This is a genomic window from Pedobacter sp., from assembly GCF_965227205.1.
Taxonomy (GTDB): Bacteria; Bacteroidota; Bacteroidia; order Sphingobacteriales; family Sphingobacteriaceae; genus Pedobacter.
Genome location: NZ_OZ245727.1, coordinates 1,123,899 through 1,144,013 on the forward strand (window position 1 = coordinate 1,123,899; position 20,115 = coordinate 1,144,013).

The 20,115-nt window shown below is 41.7% G+C and carries 10 protein-coding genes; 6 read left to right on the plus strand and 4 right to left on the minus strand.

The window, feature by feature from the left end; translation table 11 throughout:
- Positions 1–5: 5 nt before the first annotated feature.
- From ACO05K_RS04750 to ACO05K_RS04765, 4 genes are all read right to left on the minus strand, one after another.
- Positions 6–3,440, minus strand: coding sequence for a SusC/RagA family TonB-linked outer membrane protein (locus tag ACO05K_RS04750; RefSeq protein ID WP_421943311.1), 3,435 nt, complete (start codon positions 3,438–3,440; stop codon positions 6–8).
- A gap of 221 nt (positions 3,441–3,661) precedes the next feature.
- Positions 3,662–4,648 (minus strand): FecR family protein, encoded by a 987-nt coding sequence (locus tag ACO05K_RS04755; RefSeq protein ID WP_421943312.1) that lies wholly within the window; start codon positions 4,646–4,648, stop codon positions 3,662–3,664.
- A gap of 89 nt (positions 4,649–4,737) precedes the next feature.
- Positions 4,738–5,307, minus strand: coding sequence for an RNA polymerase sigma-70 factor (locus tag ACO05K_RS04760; protein WP_421943313.1), 570 nt, complete (start codon positions 5,305–5,307; stop codon positions 4,738–4,740).
- Positions 5,308–6,325: 1,018 nt separating this feature from the next.
- On the minus strand, positions 6,326–6,613 hold the full coding sequence (locus ACO05K_RS04765; RefSeq protein WP_421943314.1) for a cupin domain-containing protein: 288 nt from the start codon (positions 6,611–6,613) through the stop codon (positions 6,326–6,328).
- Between the two features lie 490 nt (positions 6,614–7,103).
- On the opposite strand from ACO05K_RS04765, the gene ACO05K_RS04770 reads away from it, so the two are divergent.
- From ACO05K_RS04770 to ACO05K_RS04795, 6 genes are all read left to right on the plus strand, one after another.
- Positions 7,104–8,012 carry a cation:proton antiporter gene (locus ACO05K_RS04770; protein ID WP_421946279.1) on the plus strand — a complete coding sequence of 303 codons (909 nt, stop codon included), beginning with the start codon at positions 7,104–7,106 and terminating at the stop codon, positions 8,010–8,012.
- A 1,013-nt stretch (positions 8,013–9,025) separates the two neighbouring features.
- Entirely contained in the window at positions 9,026–12,211 is a 3,186-nt protein-coding gene (locus ACO05K_RS04775) for a SusC/RagA family TonB-linked outer membrane protein (protein ID WP_421943315.1), read from the plus strand.
- A 10-nt stretch (positions 12,212–12,221) separates the two neighbouring features.
- The gene (locus ACO05K_RS04780; RefSeq protein ID WP_421943316.1) at positions 12,222–14,075 is read left to right on the plus strand and encodes a RagB/SusD family nutrient uptake outer membrane protein; all 1,854 of its coding nucleotides are present in this window, start codon (positions 12,222–12,224) and stop codon (positions 14,073–14,075) included.
- Positions 14,076–14,187: 112 nt separating this feature from the next.
- Entirely contained in the window at positions 14,188–15,762 is a 1,575-nt protein-coding gene (locus tag ACO05K_RS04785; protein WP_421943317.1) for a family 43 glycosylhydrolase, read from the plus strand.
- A 475-nt stretch (positions 15,763–16,237) separates the two neighbouring features.
- On the plus strand, positions 16,238–17,347 hold the full coding sequence (locus ACO05K_RS04790; protein ID WP_421943318.1) for a hypothetical protein: 1,110 nt from the start codon (positions 16,238–16,240) through the stop codon (positions 17,345–17,347).
- 58 nt (positions 17,348–17,405) lie between these two features.
- On the plus strand, positions 17,406–20,105 hold the full coding sequence (locus ACO05K_RS04795) for a hypothetical protein (protein WP_421943319.1): 2,700 nt from the start codon (positions 17,406–17,408) through the stop codon (positions 20,103–20,105).
- The last annotated feature ends 10 nt before the right edge of the window (positions 20,106–20,115 follow it).

Consider the following 20,115-nt stretch of genomic DNA (forward strand, 5'->3'; position numbering starts at 1 on the left):
TCCAATTAAAAGCCAATGTTCAGTCCGATGATGAAAGTTCTCGAAAGCGGATAACCGCCATAATCAACGCCGCCGGTAAGCGCCGATTCATAATTGCTTACCTCAGGATTATAATTCATATAATCTGACCAGGTAACCAGGTTTTGACCAGATGCATAAATTCTTGCATTGGGTATTTTTATTTTATCCAATAATCTTTTTGGAAACCGGTAGCCAAGACTGATGTTCTGGATGCGAAGATAAGAACCATCTTCAACCCATCGGGATGAAACCGCATTGTTATTACCCGAAGTTCTGGCATTGGCTCTCGGAGTAACACCATCTCCGGGCTCAGAAGGGGATCTCCATCTGTTAAGAACGGTGGTGTACTGATTACCCCCACCCTCTAAATTCTCAAAAAAACGGCGGCTTAGGTTGAGAATTTCTCCACCTTGAGTGCCCTGGAAAGCGATACTGAAATCGAAGTTTTTAAAGCTAATGCTATTGGTGATGCTGTAGATAAAATCCGGCTGGTTATTTCCGATTATTGTTCTGTCTTGCGCTGTAATGCGCCCGTCTCCATTAACATCTTCGAATTTCGCATCTCCAGGTCTGGAGGTGGCATCGTGAGGGTAACTGTTCACATCATTCAGGTCACGAAAGATTCCGATTTGCCTGTAACCGTAAAAGCTTCCGATCGGCTCACCAATCATAGTGATGTTTGTTTCACCAACGCCGGTGCCGCTTAGAATATTGTCTCCGGTTGGTCCAAGTGCAAGGACCTTATTTTTATTGGTTGAAATGTTCATCGAGGTATTCCATTTAAAATTCCCTACTAAATTTTTTGTATTCAATCCAAACTCAAATCCTTTATTCTGCATCCTTCCCGTATTCTTCCAGGCGGTATTAAATCCGGTAAGACTAGGAACATTGACATTTAGGAGTAAGTCTGTAGTAATTCGCGAATAATAATCTGCAACCAGAAAAATCCTGTCGTTAAACAACCCTAAATCCAGACCAAGGTCAAACTGTCTGCTTTTTTCCCAGCCAAGTAGTGAATTTGCAAGCGATGCCGGAGCAAGGCCATTAGAGAGCACATTATTGAACGAATAGTTTTCCGAACGCAGCGTAGCCAGGTAAGGGTAGAAGTTATTATTAGGGAATGAGTTATTTCCTGACAGTCCATAACTTGCACGAATTTTAGCTTCTGAAACCATAGGTATTTTTTTCATGTAAGATTCCTCGGAAATGCGCCAGCCAACTGACCCAGCCGGAAATGCTCCCCAACGTTTTTCCGGGGCAAAAATTGAAGATCCATCATAACGGATGGAAACATTTAATAGGTAGCGGTTTTTAAAAGTATAGCCAACCCTGGTGAAATAGGAGACAGAGGTGTTTATGGCCCTTGAGGAAGTTGCTGTGGTTGTGGTTCCGTTTACACTTCCATTTAAGGTTTCAATTAAATCATTTGCATAAGAGCTCCCCGTTGACTCGCTGTTGTCAATGGCAAATCTTGTTGCCTCCATTCCGCCAAGTATATTTAAGTCATGGCCTCCGGTAAATGATTTGTCGTAAGTAAGTGTCTGGTTAAAAAGCAGCGAAAGGTTTTGGTCAGAAAATGCCGAACCCGTGGCCACATTTGGGGGGAGTAACTGGTTCAACGGAATTTTTGAGGTACGGAATGAATTCCTGCGGTTGCTGTTAATGTTTGCATTGCCTGAAATGCGGTACTTTAATTCAGGTAAAAAGGCATATGATGCATACGCATTTGCAAGTAAATTAGTGGTTATAAGTTTACTGTGGTATTCCGTAATGTTGGCCACAGGATTTGTTACGCCAGGCCAGTTATAAGGGGCGGCGAGGGCAGTTTGTGAAGAATAGTTCCCATCTGCATCGTAAATTGGCGCTAAGGGTGCGGCTGTAAGGGCACTGTTAATGATGCCATTATCGGCCCAATGTCCATTGGCACGCACCTCATCGAGTACCTTGTATGAGGGATTGATGCTTATGCCCAGTTTTAACCGCTCTGTAGCATTCACATCTATATTGGCACGCACAGAATATCTATCCAAAGAAGAACCGTTGATAATTCCATCCTGCTTTAAATAATTTCCGGTTGCAACAAAACTTACTTTATCATTTCCACCTGATGCGGTAAGCTGGTAATTTGCCATTGCTGCATCTCTGAAAATAAGGTCTTGATAATCATTATAAGGCAAGGCGGCAACCCTTGCAGGATCATCAAAATTGAACCAGTCGAACAAATCTCCTCGTGGATATCTGTAGCGAAGGTTTGAAGTTGGTCTTGCTGAATTTGGATCATTTATGTTTGCGCCGGGAACATTATCCAGATATGCGGTATTTGATGCATCTTTAACAAATTCTGCAAACTGCTGGCTATTTAGTAAATCCAGTTTTTTCCCTACCTGCTGAACGCCAGCATAAACGTCTGCGTTGATTACCGTTTTGCCTGACTTTCCTTTTTTTGTGGTGACCAGTAAAACGCCGTTAGCGCCTTTGGAACCATATATTGCCGCCGAAGAAGCATCCTTAAGTACATCAATACGTTCTATTTCCTCAGTACTTAATAAGCTAAATACGTAGCTGTCAACAATATTTCCATCAAGTACGATGAGTGGAGCATTATTAGCACTTATCGAACCCAACCCCCTCACTTTAATTGCAGGGGTACTGCCGGGAGCTCCCCCGGTTTGCTGAACAATTACACCTGCGATTTTCCCTTGGATGGCGGATGCAACATTGCTCACAGGCATATCCCTGAGCTCCTGCATCGGTACCGAGGAAATCGCGGCAGTAACAGTGGCCCGCTTTTGGCTGCCATAACCCACCACGACAACTTCATTTAAGTTACCCGTTTCTTCAATAAGTTTAATGTCTAATGAGCCTGTGGAAGCCACTCTTTCCTGTGGAAGGTAGCCTACGTAGCTGAACACCAGAATATCTTTCTGCTGGGATAGGGTAATGCGGTAATTTCCATTCACATCTGTTGAGGTGCCGGTGTTTGAGTTTTTTATCCGTACGCTAACCCCGGGAATGGGTGTGCCTTTCTCATCGGTTACTTTTCCACTAACAGTTGTCGTCTGCTCATTGCTAGATGGCTGCTCAGCATTAGGCTGCTCAGTTAAATTCCTTAAAACTAACTGCTCGCTAACCACCTCAAAAACTATCTTGTTTGGATTGAATAATCGAGGTAAAAGGAATTTTAGCTTTTCGTTCCGGCTTTGGAAATTCATCAATGTTCCGCTTTTAATAAAATTGCGGCTATAGACAAATTTTACCCCCGCTGCCATCTCAATTTGTTTCAGCACCTCCCCAAGTGTTTTGTTTTCTATGTTAATGTTAATAGACTTTTCAAGTAATTCCTGACCGCGTGACGGTCTCGCATAGGAGACCGCTGCTAAAAGCAAAATGAACGCGAGTTGACCGATACTAATCTTCATAATTTTACGCCAAGTATTGTCGTTTTGTAAGCTTAATTGCATAAATTCGTATGTTTTTTTGTTAATATAAAAGACATAATAATCCCATCTACCCTCCAAGGGCATTAGGTGGGACAGACAATCGGGGGTGCCTCAATCACTCCTGATTGTTATTTTTTTTATTGGATTTCTAACACTTAGGTGCTGTTTCGATTTTTGATTTTCATAATTTATTTATTTGGTTATTTGGAAATTAATTTAATTTTGGTGCCGTCCATAACGTAATCGATGTTCAACGATTTTCGCAGCATGTCTAAAATATCTGCCAGGTTCTGCTCATTAAAGTCTGCAGTCAATGCGTAAGATTCAATAACCTTGTCTGAGATAATAATGTCGCAGTCAAAATGATTATTCAATTGTGAAATCACATCCGTTACTGGGCTGTCTGAAAATGATAAAGATACTTTGTGCCAGATTTCCATAGCGTTGTCAGTTTTTTTCTTCGATTTTTGCAGGCCGGATGATTTAAGTCCGAGTACAGCAGATTCGTCTGCAATAAGCATGATTCCATTATCCTTTTGTTTTGCCAGCTTGACTGAAACCCGGCCGGCAATTACATTGACTTGTGCAGGAAGCCCTGGATAGTTTCTAATGCGAAAACTTGTACCCCAGACCCGTGTCTCAATTTCCCCACTATGGATGATAAAAGGACGGTTTTTATCTGGTGTAACCTGAAAAAAAGCTTCTCCGTAAAGATTAACATCTCTTTGTTTAGCGGTAAATACTTTAGGGAATTCAATTTTTGTACCTGGACTGAGCCAGATTTCGCTCCCATCAGAGAAAACCTTTTTCATCAGTGTTAGGGTGGTGTTTTGCAAGGAATGAAGCTTAGAATCTTTTAGCAGGGCAATACCATCCTTATGCTTTTGCTGGTTTCCATTTGGCAAGATGATAAGTAATGCAATAATTATAGCAGCTGCCATAGTGATAGATGCTTTCAAAATCGCTTCTACATTAATTGATGCTGATTTTTTAGCAGCATGAACGACTCTTATTTTAGATCGCATCCTGTTTTTTAGCAGTAGTCTGGATTTGTCATTCAGGAGTTCTTCAGGTATTTTTTTATCAGGAAAACTGTTATACCATTTAATGACATCCTGCAATTCCTCCTCGGTACATTTGCCTTCAAGATATTTATCTATAAGTTGCGAGCTATGGTGGTTGTTCATTAAGTCATTTATCTGGTTAGGGTAATTACTGTATAGTCAGCTAGCCTGAGCTGAACCCCTACGCAAATCCAGAAAATAATTTGGGTTATTTAAATAAAAAATAGAATGGTATGCTGAATCATTGTTCTTAGCTTTTTAAGCGCTTTGGTGATTTGGTTTTCCACCGTTTTTTCAGAAATGCCTAGCTGGGTTGCGATTTCTTTGTTAGACTTATATTCATCACGGCTCATTTTGTAAACCTGTCTGCAACGTTCAGGCAGTAGAGATACTTCGCTATTCAGAAGCGTTTTAAGTTCATTTAATTCTATTGTCTCCAACGTGCTCTCATCAGTACCTATTTTTGTGATATTTGCCTCTAAATATCGTTGGCGCACATTTTCCTTCTGCCAATGATTAATGATGTTATACTGGACCGCTTTATTCATGTAAAAAACAAAAGAGCCATTAATCTTTATTTCAAATCTTTTCATCCATAGGTTGGTGAAAAAATCCTGAACGATTTCCTCGCAAATTTCCCTGGATCGAAGCCTGTTATAAGCAATTAAATAAAGTCTGGACCAATGCCTATTATAAAGTTCATCGAAAGCATGAGCTGCCCGTTCGGGGTCAGACAACTGACCCAGCAAGACTTCATCTGAAAAGGTTGCGAGCTCGCTCATATCTGGTTAGTTAATTTGGAAAATTGATTTCCTTACCGGATAAACGCTAACGGATACCTTTTCCTTAAGCTCGTGTCTACCATAGGAACAGGGATAATTGGTTAGCTACCGAGAATATCAAATATATCAATAAGCGCGAACTTATTTATCTCACCGGCACGCCTAAATAAATCCTCTTCGCCAATTTCCACAGCAACTTCGGATTTACAACAACTCTAATGGAGATTTGGATCATTTAAACAAGTTATTTGCTCAAAATTTGAGTCAAAATAATGAAAATTTGAATAAAATAGGGGTGTTAACAAGATGAAGCGACAGAATAATTTCCATCCCAGGTTGGTTGAAATTTATCTCTTTTTGTTGCAGGAGGCCTATTAGTGAGCTGATTCAAGGACTATGGAGGAGTTTATTCGGCATATTCTTACAGAAGGCTGATTTGAAAGTAGACGAATTAAGGTTTTCTGTTCTCTCTTACTTTTGAAAGTTGGCTTAAAACCGAGGCATGTTACTGGCCGGGATGCATATACCCTTTACTTAAAATCCGTGCTACCTTTTTGCTGAACATATTTTGAACAACCTTATGAAATGGCGAGCATTTTCCCAGCTAACCATAACTTGATATTAATTCTTGCAGCGCTAAAGCATTTCCGGATATATGGATTATTAGGCTTGTTGACTACAAAATTGATTCGTTTAAAAACATTTAATCCATTTCCTTTTGGAATTAATTTATAACGATTTTGGACAATTTAATTGCTTTGTCACCATTAAATTTTGAATTTTGAGGCAGATAAGCGTTTTTTGGGCTAATCAATGGTAATTCACGAAAGTATTCTATAGAATTAATTTACATAGGTCCTAGAAATCTGGAAATTACTAACCATTAACTATTAATTTTTGCTTTATCCAATGGCTCGTCTTTTCCCGAAATAATTCCATTGGTCGGATTATGACAAACGTATTGACGACACACTTACAGAGTAACCTTCAGGTTTTTTCTCAACCAACGACATGCGTATTAAAACTTTTTTTGGATACCTACACCGGCGCTCACTGACTCAAATCCATGTGCCTTTCTGAACGCTTGTTGCTCGCTATCGGTGGTGTTTTTCAATTTACCCTGAGATACAGCGATAAAGAATTCCTCCATTCTGCCAGCAGGCTGAAAGGTGATAGTCAATTTGGCGATTCCCTCACTGGTCTTAGAAAAAGAGTGCGGTACCCCTTTTGGGCCGAAAATTGTATCTCCTGAAGTGGCCGTGAGGATTGCTTCGCCGATCTTGAATAAAAAAGTGCCATCATTCACAAACTATATTTCATCTTGGTCATAATGAAAATGACGGGATGGACCTCCTTTTTTCACTCGCGTGGACTCAAAGATGTACAGCGATCCATTGGTATCTCTTGAGGAAACCTTCGTAAAAAAGGTGTCTCCCTCCAGAAGTGTGATCGGCTTGTTGAAGCGATCCTGCCCAGATCTTACCAGAAATCCTCTTGTAGTAGTATCAAAATGGAAAACATTAGACCAACCTTTCAACGCGGCAATTGATATCGCCGAAAGCAGGCCTATTCGCTTAAAAAAACTTTTTCTTCTAATGACTAGCATCTTTAAGTAAAGATAGCGCATAAGTTGTTGTAAGTCAAATTAATGAGCGTAGTTGAAGGAGAATTTGTGTTCCTCTGGGCTGTTCACCAGAGGGACTTTTTAAAATGCAATGGAAGATAATTTTAGAAGTCAATTCATTAGAATACAGCGATTCAAATTGAAAAAGACTCACCTAAATTGAACTTATATAATTTACTGGATAACTGAGCAACTGCATGCCTCAGGTGTGATGGGGGTGGTTGCTGCTGGTTTATACATGTCGTCACAACGGCTCGCATTTTTAAACAGCGCAAGTCGAATTAAGGGCAACAGCGTTTGGGAAAGTTTTGTGTTCATTCTTAACGGCATAGTATTCATGATAATTGGCCTCGAACTTCCCCAAATCATTGACGGTATACAATCAAAGGGAATTGCCTTGCACACCGCTATCGTTTATGGTATTTTGGTTACTTTTATTCTAATCGCAGCAAGAATGCTGAGCAGTTATGTTGCTTTATTGGCAACTATGATTTTTAGACCCGGTGTAGCTCCGCATGCCTCCTCGCCAAGGAGAAGATGGCTTATGCCTGCACTCTTAGGTTGGACAGGGATGCGTGGAGTAGTTTCCCTGGCAGCAGCGCTTTCTATTCCCGTGACCTTGGATAATGGAGCAGTATTTAAACATAGGGATTTAATATTGTTCATCACTTTTATAGCCATATTATTCACGCTCGTAGTTCAAGGATTAACCTTGCCATTTATCATAAAAAGAACTCATCTGTTTGATGAGCTTCTTGAGGAAGGTCAGCAGGATGCAGCAAGAAAGAAGATGAAACAGGGTTTGAATCAATATATTTATGACTTCATTAAAGATAAATATGAACATGATGTGGATCATCGGTCCTTTTTAGAAAAAATGCTAAAGCAATGGAAAGATCGCATGCAAGCCGTAGATGACAGACTGGTGAATGCTGAATCGAAGATAATTTTTGCAGAAATACTCGAACGCCAACGGATATACCTTACTGAACTAAATAAGGATCCCGATTTCGATGAAGAGATTATCCGTCAACAACTCTATCAGATAGATTTAGAGGAAGAACGGTTGAAGATCATATAAATATATGGCACTCTTGCGTAACCGGTCAAGGCACGATTCATATCGGTGAAGCTGGGGATCGCCCGTGCAATCAGTCTGGTTTTAATTCGGGATAACATGAATAAATCCAAAATATCATGGAAATCTCGCTCTATTACCCCCTTAAACAAAAATCAGCTACAAATCAGAACTCAACGCACTATTTAAATTCCTCTACTCAATCATACCAAAAGGCTATTAGCTTCTTAATATAGCGCAAGGCGGCATTGACCAAATTATTGGTCATCCTGAAATTATCTTCTTATTTTAAAAGTCTGTGCAGACGCAATTGGTAAGTTCTTTGGAAACAAAGAATCAAAATGAGTAAATATTGAGAGATTAAGGGTTATTGGGAATCATTACATTTCTGATATTTGAAATAGCGAACGTCTTTTAGCTAAATCACTAACCAAATTTATGTATGATGTATCAGTGTATGAATAGCTTACCACTTTCAAATGCTGCATTAGAGACTTTCACCAAATAAACTTGCAAAAAAAAAAAATATTAGTTCTAATGAACTCTGAATATACAACGGCTAGTATTTTTTGCAGCTGAACCGGATGATTAGAAAAAGCTAAAAGTGAAATTAGAGTGCAGTACACTAATCATTTAAACAGTTCAATATTACCATGCGCAGTAGACCGTCAATTTATAGCAAAAGAGAACAACAAATGATTTTCAATATTATTTAGCTTACAAATATTTTTTACCGTTCATCAACGGATTGTTTTCAATAACAAGTCTTTAATTGTTTGAATTACAAGGATGTAGGGTGCCGGAAACAATTTGCTTGGTACGAACTACAAAAATTTATCTGAGATAATTCTCACTATAATAAATAAACTATTAACATAAACCCGGAATACAGACATGAAATTTTAGACCGAATTATTAGGTTTTAGGTCAGGCCCTTAAACCCGCATCAGCCCGAGCTGATATTCAAATATGCCATAAGATTAAAAGTGGCTCATTCTAACCAAATCAAATTAGTTATGCTATCACCCTTACCAAAACCTGGAAAAATCCATGTTCCTTTTTTTTCGTTTAAATATGTAATGCTCCTGCTCATGGTACTGAGCGCCGCCTCATTGAAGGTAATGGGCAATTGGAGCCACGCAGAAAGTCCACCTAAACCAATATCCATGCTACCGGGAATCTCGGTCGATACTGAAAAGAGTTTTACCACCCACATGGTTTTCAACAAAGTAATTCAGGGCATGGTCATTGACTCAGCAGGGTCTCCCTTGCCGGGTGTATCAGTTATAGTCAAAGGCAGATCCAACGTTGGTGCTGTGACTGATGTAAATGGTAAATATCTGCTCAGCGTGCCTGATGACGCCAAAACCCTGGTTTTTAGCTTTGTCGGCTTTCAGTCGCAGGAAGTTTTAATCGGTTCCCGGACCAATGTTAACGTGATATTGAAAGATATAAAAGAAGACCTAAGTGAGGTCGTAGTTGTAGCTTATGGTACCCAGAAAAAAGCAAATGTCACCGGCTCTTTGGTTTCAGTGGGTACAGCTGACCTGCTCAGAACGCCAACGGCCTCGTTGACCAATAGCCTTGCAGGTAGACTTCCCGGACTGGGTACAGTCCAAAACAGTGGTGCCCCTGGAAATGACGGTTCTGAACTCAACATCCGCGGTTTTGCAACCTACCAAGGTAAAAGCCCGCTGATACTTGTCGACGGTATTGAAAACACGATAGACAAAATAGATGCTAATGAAGTGGAAAATGTTAGTATCCTTAAAGATGCTGCTGCCACAGCAGTTTTTGGTATGAAGGGTGCCAATGGGGTGGTGTTGATTACCACCAAACGTGGTAAGGCCGGTAAACCAGTTGTATCTCTTACCACACAGCTCGCCATTCAATCCCCTGTGCGTTTGCCAGAATATCTTGATTCATTTGATGCCCTAACGCTATTTAGAGAGGCGCTAAACAATGATAACCTTAATGCTAACCTTTATACTGATGAGTACCTAGCCAAATTCAGGAACCGGACCAATCCAACCTATCAATACCTTTATCCAAATGTAGATTGGCATGAAGAATTGCTGAAACCAAGTTCGGTTATGAACCAGACTAACCTCAACGTCAGTGGTGGTTCAGCAACGGCCAGATACTTTGTGTCCCTTTCTTATTTAGGGCAGGATGGACTTTATAAATATGATGATCTGAACGATTATAACATAAATGCTTATATGAATAAGTATAATTTCAGAAGCAATATTGATGTAAACATCACCAAACACCTAAGTATGGAAATCAACCTGGCAGATGTGGTCAGGGAAAGAAACTATCCAAATGAGGATACCAATGCATTCTGGGCACAGCTCAGAAATACCCCATCATACCTGTATCCGCTGGTCAATCCCGATGGATCCATCCCGGCGCAAAGAAGCATGCCTCCGAGTCCTTACGGACGGCTGACGCAATACGGCTACAGAAGACAGTTCGAAAATAGTCTCTCTGCAATTGGTGGCTTTAAGCTGGATATGCCCTTTGTAACAGAAGGCCTCAGCTTCAGAACAAGGTTTGCTTTTGATGCACTCAGCTTCAGGGACATCACCCGCCAACGCAATTATTCCACTTACCGGTTTACCATTGATGAGAATCAACCCGATCTAAGCAAAGGGCTTTACGAAGAAATGAGCACCGGAGACGGTCTGTTAACTTTTGCCCTTTCATCCAACATGAGGCGAAAGTCTACTTATGAGGCCTATCTAAACTATGACAGGACTTTTGCAAATAAGCATATGCTCACCGGTATGGTCAGGTACAGCCAAATACAGAATTTTATTACTGCTACTGATCCGGTGGAATCGTTACCCTTCAAGCAACTTGGAGTGGTCGGGAGAGTAAATTATAGCTTTGACCGCCGATATGTTATTGGTTTCGATGCAGGCTATAATGGTTCAGAAAACTTTCAAAGCGGCCGGAGAATGGGCTTCTTTCCGGCCTTCTCGGCAGCATGGGTAGCATCTAACGAGTCTTTCTTAAAAAACTCAAAATTCATTAGCCTGCTTAAGATTAGAGGCTCTATTGGAACTGTTGGTGTAGATAACAGTGTTGGCCGGTTCGCCTATTTGAGCACTTGGTCCACAGGCGGGGGAAGTGGTTATCGTTTTGGAAGAGAAGCCGACGGGGACGAGTTTAAAAGTGCGCAGGAAAGCTCCTCGGGCAACGCATTTTTGACATGGGAACGAGCCAGAAAATCTAACATCGGTTTGGACATCGAGATGCTCAACCAAAGCATTGTATTTACCACCGATGTCTTCGATGAAAGAAGAACCCAGATACTGACTGTTGCTCAGGTCATTCCCGATGTGACCGGAATCCAGAATCTACCGGCCATAAATGCAGGTATTGTAACCAATAAAGGTATCGAAACTGAGCTTACCTGGAGAAAGACATTCGGTAAAAATTCATTTTTACTCAGGGGTTCATATGCCTATGCGACCAATAGGGTGGAATATGCTGCAGAACCAGACTATTCACTTCCTTATCGTGGCTTGAAGGGCACCCAGATTTTCGAAGTTCAGGGACTTACAGCACTTGGTCTTTTTAAAGATCAGGAGGAGATCAATAGCAGCCCTGTTCAACAATTTGGCGCGGTACGCCCTGGCGATATAAAATATTTGGATAGAAATAGCGATGGCGTTATCAATACCCAAGATGAAGGGTACCTGGGTCAGATTGCACGACCTAAATCATATGTGGGCTTGACAGCTTCCATCAACATCGCTCAGTTTGACCTCAATATTCTCTTACAAGGCGCATATGGAGGAACACGTTGGCTAGAGGGAACTTCTGCCTGGGCGTTTTCTTCCAACAGTTCTGTGCTTGCCGACTACAAAGAAAAGAGGTGGTCTTTGGAAAACCAAAATCCAAATGCCAGTTATCCAAGACTCTCTTCATCGAATAATGTTAACAATAATCGCCGATCTACCTTCTGGCTGCGTTCTTCGGACTATCTGAGGCTTAAGAACGTTGAGGTAGGCTATTCATTCTCGAAGAATTTATTGAAAAAAGTGCGTTTAACCAATGTTAGGGTTTTCGCCAACGGACTCAATCTATATACCTGGGACAAACTAAAAATATTTGACCCTGAAACATCCGATAGCTTTGGAAATTATCCCCAGCAGCGGGTAATTAACTTTGGTCTTAACGTGTCTATGTAAATCTATTAATATGAAAAAAATTAACTTAATACTGCTGTTGGTTATATCACTGACAAGTATTTCCTGTAAAAAATATCTGGACGTGGTGCCCGCCGAATTCGCTACTGAAGAAGATGTATTTGCAAATATCAATCTAAGTGAACAAGCGCTTGCAAGACTCTACAACGCACTTCCAAATGATTTGGGTTCAGATATCTCCGCTTATACGGATGAAACTTACCACCAGTGGTTCGATAATTCAGGTGGTATAGATGCTTACAAATATAACTTGGGCAGCTGGAGCAATACTGATAACCCTATCGGAAACTGGGCAGGTAAGTATCAGGATATTAGAAGAGCCAATATATTCATTGCGAACATCGATGCGGTGCCGGTGCCACTTAACCGGGCGGATTATTATGGAATCTGGAAGCCAAGGTACAAGGCGGAAGCGAGATTTCTAAGGGCGCAGTTCTACTTTGAACTGTTCAAAAGATATGGGGCAGTTCCGTTAGTCACCGAAAAAACTGTTGTTGACCCTGCGAATATTGAAAATACAATGTTATTCCGAAATTCAGTAGATGAGGTGGTCTCTTTCATTGTTTCGGAATGCGATGCGATTGCAAATGAGCTACCTTTAACCCATGAGAGTGCACAGATTGGTCGTATCACCAAGGGTGCAGCACTTGCCTTAAAATCAAGAACTCTACTCTATGCTGCAAGTCCTCTTTTCAATGGTAACGCACTTTATGCAGGAATTAGGAATTCCGACGGTAAGCTTCTGTTTAGTTCAACTTATAATAAGGAGAAATGGAAGCGCGCAGCTGATGCCGCTAGACAAGTAATTGATCTGGGCATTTATTCCTTATATAACCCCTTTCCAGCCAATCCGGTTCAGAACTATGCCGCTCAGTTCTACACCCGTGATTATACAGAAACCATTCTCCCCCGCATCATGGCCAATTCCACAACCTATGACGGAAATCATTTGCCAAACGGGCCGCCTTTTAAGGGAAGCGCAAAACTTACCCCTTTACAAGAATTTGTCGATGCTTTCGAGATGAGCAATGGATTTCCAATCAATGAGGCAGGCTCAGGTTATCAGATCAATGGCACATGGAATGGACAATTATGGGACGGACTTAAATTTTCATCCGCTACAGGTCTTTCCAACATGTACAAAAACAGGGACCCAAGGTTCTATGCAACGGTTTTCTTTCAGTACTCACTCTGGCGGTTTGATGCTAATAAAAGAGGGGTGAAATTGGCTTGGTGGGGCGGAGGAAATGGTCAAACAGATGGCTGGGCAACAGGCAAGGCTGGTACGAGTCCCTGGGGATATAATGTTCGAAAATTCCTAAGTCCGGAATATGACCGGAACGCAGGAACAGGAACCGCCCGCAGGAATTTTCCAATATTTAGATTAGCCGAAATATACCTTAACTATGCTGAGGCAATGAATGAATATCTTGATCAACCCGATGCAAGTGTTTATGATTATGTTAATAGGGTTCGCCAGCGGGTCTCAATGCCGGTACTACCAGTTATAGGCGCCGATAATTCTAAAACTGGGATGCGAAACCGAATTCAAAATGAACGCAGGATTGAACTTGCTTTCGAGGGCAGCAGATTCTGGGATGTCCGCAGGTGGATGATCGCCAAAAGGGTTGATAATACTGCTGTCAATGTACTCAATGCCAGGCCTTCGGCCGCGGAGCTTACCGCAACAGGTTTGAACATTACCACTGAGGCGGCAGGTCTTGCTGTGTTTTACAAACCCGTTGTGATACAAAACCGAATTTTTACGGATAAACATTATTTAATGCCCATCCCGCAAAATGAAATGGATAAAGATCCAAATCTGGTGCAGAACTTTGGTTGGTGATAATTGCACATCCAGCCCGTCTATGTAGTAAATGGACGGGCTTTTAAAACAATTATATTTTACTGCCTTGCCTGGTAGTTTATGAATGCTCAAGCAACCTAAATTATTTTTTATGAAAACAAAACAGTTATTTTATTTCCTGGCATTCTTAACGCTCACAGGCACAGCTTGTCAAAAGCAATATCCTTCGGAGCTGCTCCAGGATAACCCGATTAGTGGTCCCGAGTCAGCTCCTGTAGTGACCAATGCCGCGCCCCTTCCAGGTACGCTGATTGATGGTGCCATTTACCGAATCCGCGGAATCTCCGCTATGCCGTCCGGACCAGTCATGGAAGTTACCGGAAATTCAACTTCGGAAAATGCATTAATACAACAATGGTCGTGGTTTCCAAATAATGGACAAAAATGGAAGCTGATCAAAGTGGATGCAACATACTACAAACTAGTCAACCTTACAAGTAACAAATGCCTGAAATCCCCATCCTCAACTTCTGGAGATGCGCTGCTTCAAGCTACCGATGATGGAAGCGATGCGCAAAGGTGGTCAATCGTTTTCTCTTCCGCAAATAGTAGCTATGCCCTAACCAACAAGGCCACGGGGATGAAAATGGTGGTCGACCCTGAAAACAATACGCCTGGCACAAAAATCAGGCAAAAAAGTATAGCTACCGCAACTCAGGATCTGTTTGATTTCCATAACCTCAACTTTCAGAACCCACTTATTAACGCCAGCCGCGCTGACCCGTACGTTGCCCAAAAAGATGGCTGGTATTATTTTATGTACACCAGGGGAAATAATATTGGCTTAAGAAAAACCAGATCGATGTCTCTGCTCGCTAATGCGCCGGAATCCGTAGTCTGGACGCCTCCCGCCGGTATGCCATATTCGTCCAACTTATGGGCCCCTGAGCTTCACTATCTTTCAGGGAAGTGGTACTTATATTTTGCTGCCAATGATGGAGGGGGTGAGAGTCATCGCATGTTTGTACTTGAAAACCCAAATGCCGATCCCATGACCGGTACCTGGACATTTAAGGGCAAAATTTCCGATCCCAGTGATCAATGGGCAATCGATGGGTCAATACTTACTATAGGAAACAATAACTATTTCGTCTGGTCAGGCTGGGAAAATGTTGCAACAAAATTTAAGCAGTACCTCTATATTGCGCCTATGTCCAATCCATGGACAATTAGTGGAGCAAGAGTAAAAATATCATCACCAACCAATAACTGGGAAAAATATGAACCCAGCGGTTCCCTTGGCGCCGGCGTGAATGAGGGGCCTATCGTTTTGCAAAAAGATGCTGCCTCTCCAATATTTATGATTTATTCAGCAAGTCGTTTCAGTAGTGATAATTACTGCCTTGCTCAGCTTCAGCTCATACCTGGAGCAGATCCGCTTGTAGCTACTAATTGGATAAATAAGAAGCAGGTATTCGTAAAAAGTGATGCCAATGCGGTTTATGGACCTGGTCACAACGGTTTTTTTACCAGCAGTTATACTGACCCGAATGGGGTTTTGCGAACAGAAAATTGGTTTGTCTATCACGCCCGAAGCGTGGCAGCAACTGCTAATGGAACTAGGACACCGCGAATGCAAAAACTTAATTGGAATGCTGATGGTTCTCCGGACTTCGGTGTTGCTGCTTCTTTTGCTTCCCTGATTCCCGTTCCGGTAGGTGAATAATCGATCCATGGCCCCATAATTGGGGCACTTTTTCAAAGTAACTAACACACCAATAATGATTTTTGAGTATGGGTTATGATATCCTGGGAAAGTGGCGGATAATGTAAACAGGTTTCTATCGGGAAGCGAGGTAATAAAAAATAATGAGAAACAGATTTGCCAATTGGTTACAAAAGATTATTTAATTCTGTTGAAACCTTTTAAAAGAAACAATTAACGGGTTTATTTGAGATCAACTGCGAAAACTGGGATAAGGCATAAATAATTTATTGTTAAGACAGGTTTTTTATCATCGACTACTAACTGAAGATGGGCATGTTTTGTCTTGTCTTCAGTTTTATGCTATCAGACAATCAGCTCTTTTCTGTTTCTGCTAATGCATTATGTTTTAATAATTTAATTAACATTTTGTTGATATTTTTCTTGGAAAATACTTTGCTTTTTAGTCTATATTCGTTTACAAATCATCTAAATTATGCACTTACCTTCAGCGATGTTCTGCGGCGCAGCGGACACCAGGGGATATATTGATTCTTATTTTAAAGTATGCTCGGCACTCAACCTGGGCAAACCAGCCAATTTCATAGATGGAAACTTTTCGTTCGAACAGTTTGGTGGCAAAAAAGCTTATGAAAAGAACTCCGTGAGGACCATTGATGAGTCAGACATTATCGTTTTCGTCATTAGGGAAAATTTCGGCGAAATCACCTGGGAGGTAGAGTTTGAGCATGCGGTCGAACAAGGTAAAAACTTCATCATCCTGTGTCTTCAAAAGACCTATGGAAAGTATAAAATGTCTTCACCCGCTGAATTGCAGGAAAGTAAAATGCTCAGCAAAATCTATTACCTGGAAAACCAGAACCGCCTGAGCCGCTTCAGCATTGTTGCATTCGAGGAGAACACGCTTGAAAAAAACCTGACCGAACAGATTTCTCACTTGTTTCGAACCGCCCTGCAGAGTAAGGAAACGCTCAATAAGCGGGATGCCTTTATCAATGTCCACCTGCATAGCGCCAATTACAGGCATTACCATGAAAATGATCTCACTGAAAAAAATGAACTGATCTGCAAAAGCATACTCTTTGATCCTTACGAGCATAAAGAGCTGCGCAAAAGGGCAATGGAATTTTTCGTGCATAGAAAGACACTCAGCCAGGAAGAACTTATAAACCTGTGCATGGATTCAGAGCAAGGCATTGCAAGAAAGACCGTAAGCAGGATAGGGCAACTGGCTGACACCGAAAAGATCAAACTCGGAGATATTTTCGAAGAAATTGTAGCTGCCGTTGTGCTTGACGGGGAAGTGGGGCTGATAAGAAGGTGCCTCCGTTCGATGAGTGAGTTGGACATAATGATGGCCGTCAGGTTATTTCCGAATTTTTTTCCGGCTGATGACGTGGGTACGCCGAAAAGGATAGTAAGGATTATTGAGGCGCATTTTGAAAACCTGCAGCAGCAAATAAAAGAAGGTAAGTTATCAAGGGTGAAACTACTGGATTTACTGAACCTGTGTTCGGGCAAAGAAGCAACTGTGGGAGACTGGAAAGATGTAGCTAAAGCCCTTGTGGCAAAACTGGAAGAATAGTCTTTTAAAATTGACTGGTAAATAAGCGAAAAAAATATTACCTATAAGCCGGCTAGAGATGAAACATAAGATATTTTCAAGATTTAAAAGAGGAGAAGCCAGCCTGTCCATACCACAACTCAGAACGCATTTGGTTATAGGGCACTCCGGCCACCGGAATGTTTTTGAGGACCAGCAAAAAAAAATTCAGGAAAGTATAAGCTTTAAATTAAAGCAGATAAGGGATAACAGTCAAAGGCCCTGCCTACTGCTCACCGGGCTTGCCGAAGGCGCAGATAAACTGGCAGTAAGGGCAGCCCTGGAACTGGGTATTGAAGTGGCGATATTACTTGGTAAGGATGAGCAGGAAAATAAAAAAGAACTTGAAAACCTGTATGGTACATCAATGAATGCCTACCAGGTGAAAGGGGAAAAAGATCAGCTCTTCGCTAATCAGGCTGACCTGATAATCCGTCATTCGAGGCATATCCTGCTTGCCTGGGATGGGATACAGAATAATTTACTGGGAGGACCTTCCTATATTTTTAAACAGGTTCATTACCACAATAAAGCAGATAAACAGACCTGCCTTCATCAGCTTATGACGCCAAGGGAAAGCAGTCCTTTCGCCTCGAGAGCGGCGGGGATGGGAAGAAACAAAGTCATTGTGGGAAATGCGGAGCTTAGCTGGGTGGAAAGTGCCGAGCCTTTTAAAAAGCCCCTTAACATCCAGGAGTGGTTCTCGGCAAAGTTCAGCTGGAACCTGGTGGCTAAACTCAATAAATATGAAAGCCTGTTTCTTCAGGCAATCCTTCCTGCCTTTTTACTGCTTCTGACAATAATAGCAGGTTACAACGGGTTTAAGGACTATCAGGCCTGTGTGATTGGTAAAGATGATAAAAAAGCGCTGCTGGATGCAATGGATTATTTCTTTAAGGCCGTGAATTTAAGTTCGATGGGTACCTCGGTACTGGGAGAATATGTTGAGTGCAGTAACAGGGCTTTAAACCTCGCAAGAATAAGTGGGGCGATGCTCTTTACCTATGCTTTCATGCTTGCTTTCCTGAAACTGACCGGGTCGAACCTCAACAGGTTCTGGATATTGGTCTGGAGGGTTAAGTTTGCCTCATATAAATTACGCCATATTTTATTCAGTATGGAGATGAAAAAGAAGGGTGCTTTTGATACCATCATTGGCCTGAGCGAGCAGTCACATTACCTTGCGCTCGACCTGATCAAAAACCATCGTAAGGTCATCATTATTGATGAAGAAGGTTCTGCTGTTCACAAAACAACATGCCAGCAGGCAGGGGCGATAATCTTCGGCAGTAAACCCACCCTGGACCGGGTCTTTGAAAAGGCAAAGGTAAAAGATTCAGACAGTATTTATGTGTTTAGCGATGAAGACACCAAGAATGCGAGGAACCTCCAGCATGTAGACAGGTATCTGCTAAGGAAAGGGAAAAAGCGTAAACCCAGATTATTTGTACATGTCAGCGGGGTAAGCGAACGTCACTTCCTGCAAAATACGACTAGTATAACTATGGAAACCTTTCAGGTGAATGAAAACATTTCAAGGAAGCTGCTAAGGGAATATCCCATTGACCGGGATGCAGATACCCATTACAAAAGGACCGGGTCAACGGCGAAGGATATTAAGGCGATTATCCTAGGTTTTAGTCCGCTGGCAGAAAAAATGTGCCTGCATATCGCGGGAAACAGTCATTTCCATAAGAGTCTGCCACTTTCCATAACCATATACCATGAGGAAGAGGAATTTGAAAGAGTGAGGGATTTTAAAGCACGTTTCACTTGCTTTTATGAAAACGGTGCCGGGTATGATACCAATACTTTCGCCAGGGCCATACAGCGTGAAGTTTTTCTGCCAGATGGTAAATCCCTGATAAATTTTGAAGTGCTGCCAAAAGGAGAATATTCAGTGCTTCATGATGGCTTTTCACTATACAGCCAGTTGAAAAAGGGAAGCATAGTTACCATATACAACTGCATGGAAAACGCGGTGAAGGGCGCTTCATTCACTCATAACATCCTGCCAATGCTGAACTACCTGAAAAAACAAAACCAGTTTAGCCTGGAAGTTTTTTGCTTCTGTAACTTACCTGATTTGCAGGAGATTGACATGATAGAGGAAAAACTCAATACGCAGGCCGACAGCATAGCGGTGTATTGCTTTGGCAATTACATCAAAGCCTGCAGTTACCAGGCCATTCATCAAAACCACCTGGATAGGTTTACCAGGCGCCATGCCCTTTGGTTCCACCATACCTCAGAAGACAAAATATCCATGGACGATACCAAGAAAATGTGGATCATGCGTGGAATGGCGAGTATCGATATAGAGGCAGCAGCGTATTGGGCAAATATGCAGGAAAACCTGAAGGATGCCAACCGGGCGGCAGCAGATCATATTTTCGTGAAACTCAGGAGGGCGGGGGTCAAACCCACTGACGGGCTACTCACCATATCAGAAAAGTTATATGAAATTGAAAATCAACTGGCTGAAATGGAACATTCCCGCTGGTGTGCACAAAAAATAATTGAGGGCTTTGCCCCGTTATGTGACCTTGATAATTACCATCAGGCTAAAGTGGAATGGTTAAGCGAAGAGGCGCTGAAGAAGATGTACCAGTCTCTCAGGCTGCACCTGAACCTTGTGCCTTACAAGTCATTAGAGAAAGATGAAAGCATTAAAGACAATCAGCTAATTACCGGGATACCCTTTATCTTAAACCTTCAAAGCAGAGAACGAATAAAATAAACTAATCAAG

Coding starts and splice junctions, on each gene's coding strand:
- ACO05K_RS04790 (WP_421943318.1), top strand. CDS start 16,238: ATGCACTTACCTTCAGCGATGTTCTGCGGCGCAGCGGACACCAGGGGA.
- ACO05K_RS04795 (WP_421943319.1), top strand. CDS start 17,406: ATGAAACATAAGATATTTTCAAGATTTAAAAGAGGAGAAGCCAGCCTG.
- ACO05K_RS04755 (WP_421943312.1), bottom strand. CDS start 4,648: ATGAACAACCACCATAGCTCGCAACTTATAGATAAATATCTTGAAGGC.
- ACO05K_RS04775 (WP_421943315.1), top strand. CDS start 9,026: ATGCTATCACCCTTACCAAAACCTGGAAAAATCCATGTTCCTTTTTTT.
- ACO05K_RS04780 (WP_421943316.1), top strand. CDS start 12,222: ATGAAAAAAATTAACTTAATACTGCTGTTGGTTATATCACTGACAAGT.
- ACO05K_RS04785 (WP_421943317.1), top strand. CDS start 14,188: ATGAAAACAAAACAGTTATTTTATTTCCTGGCATTCTTAACGCTCACA.
- ACO05K_RS04750 (WP_421943311.1), bottom strand. CDS start 3,440: ATGAAGATTAGTATCGGTCAACTCGCGTTCATTTTGCTTTTAGCAGCG.
- ACO05K_RS04760 (WP_421943313.1), bottom strand. CDS start 5,307: ATGAGCGAGCTCGCAACCTTTTCAGATGAAGTCTTGCTGGGTCAGTTG.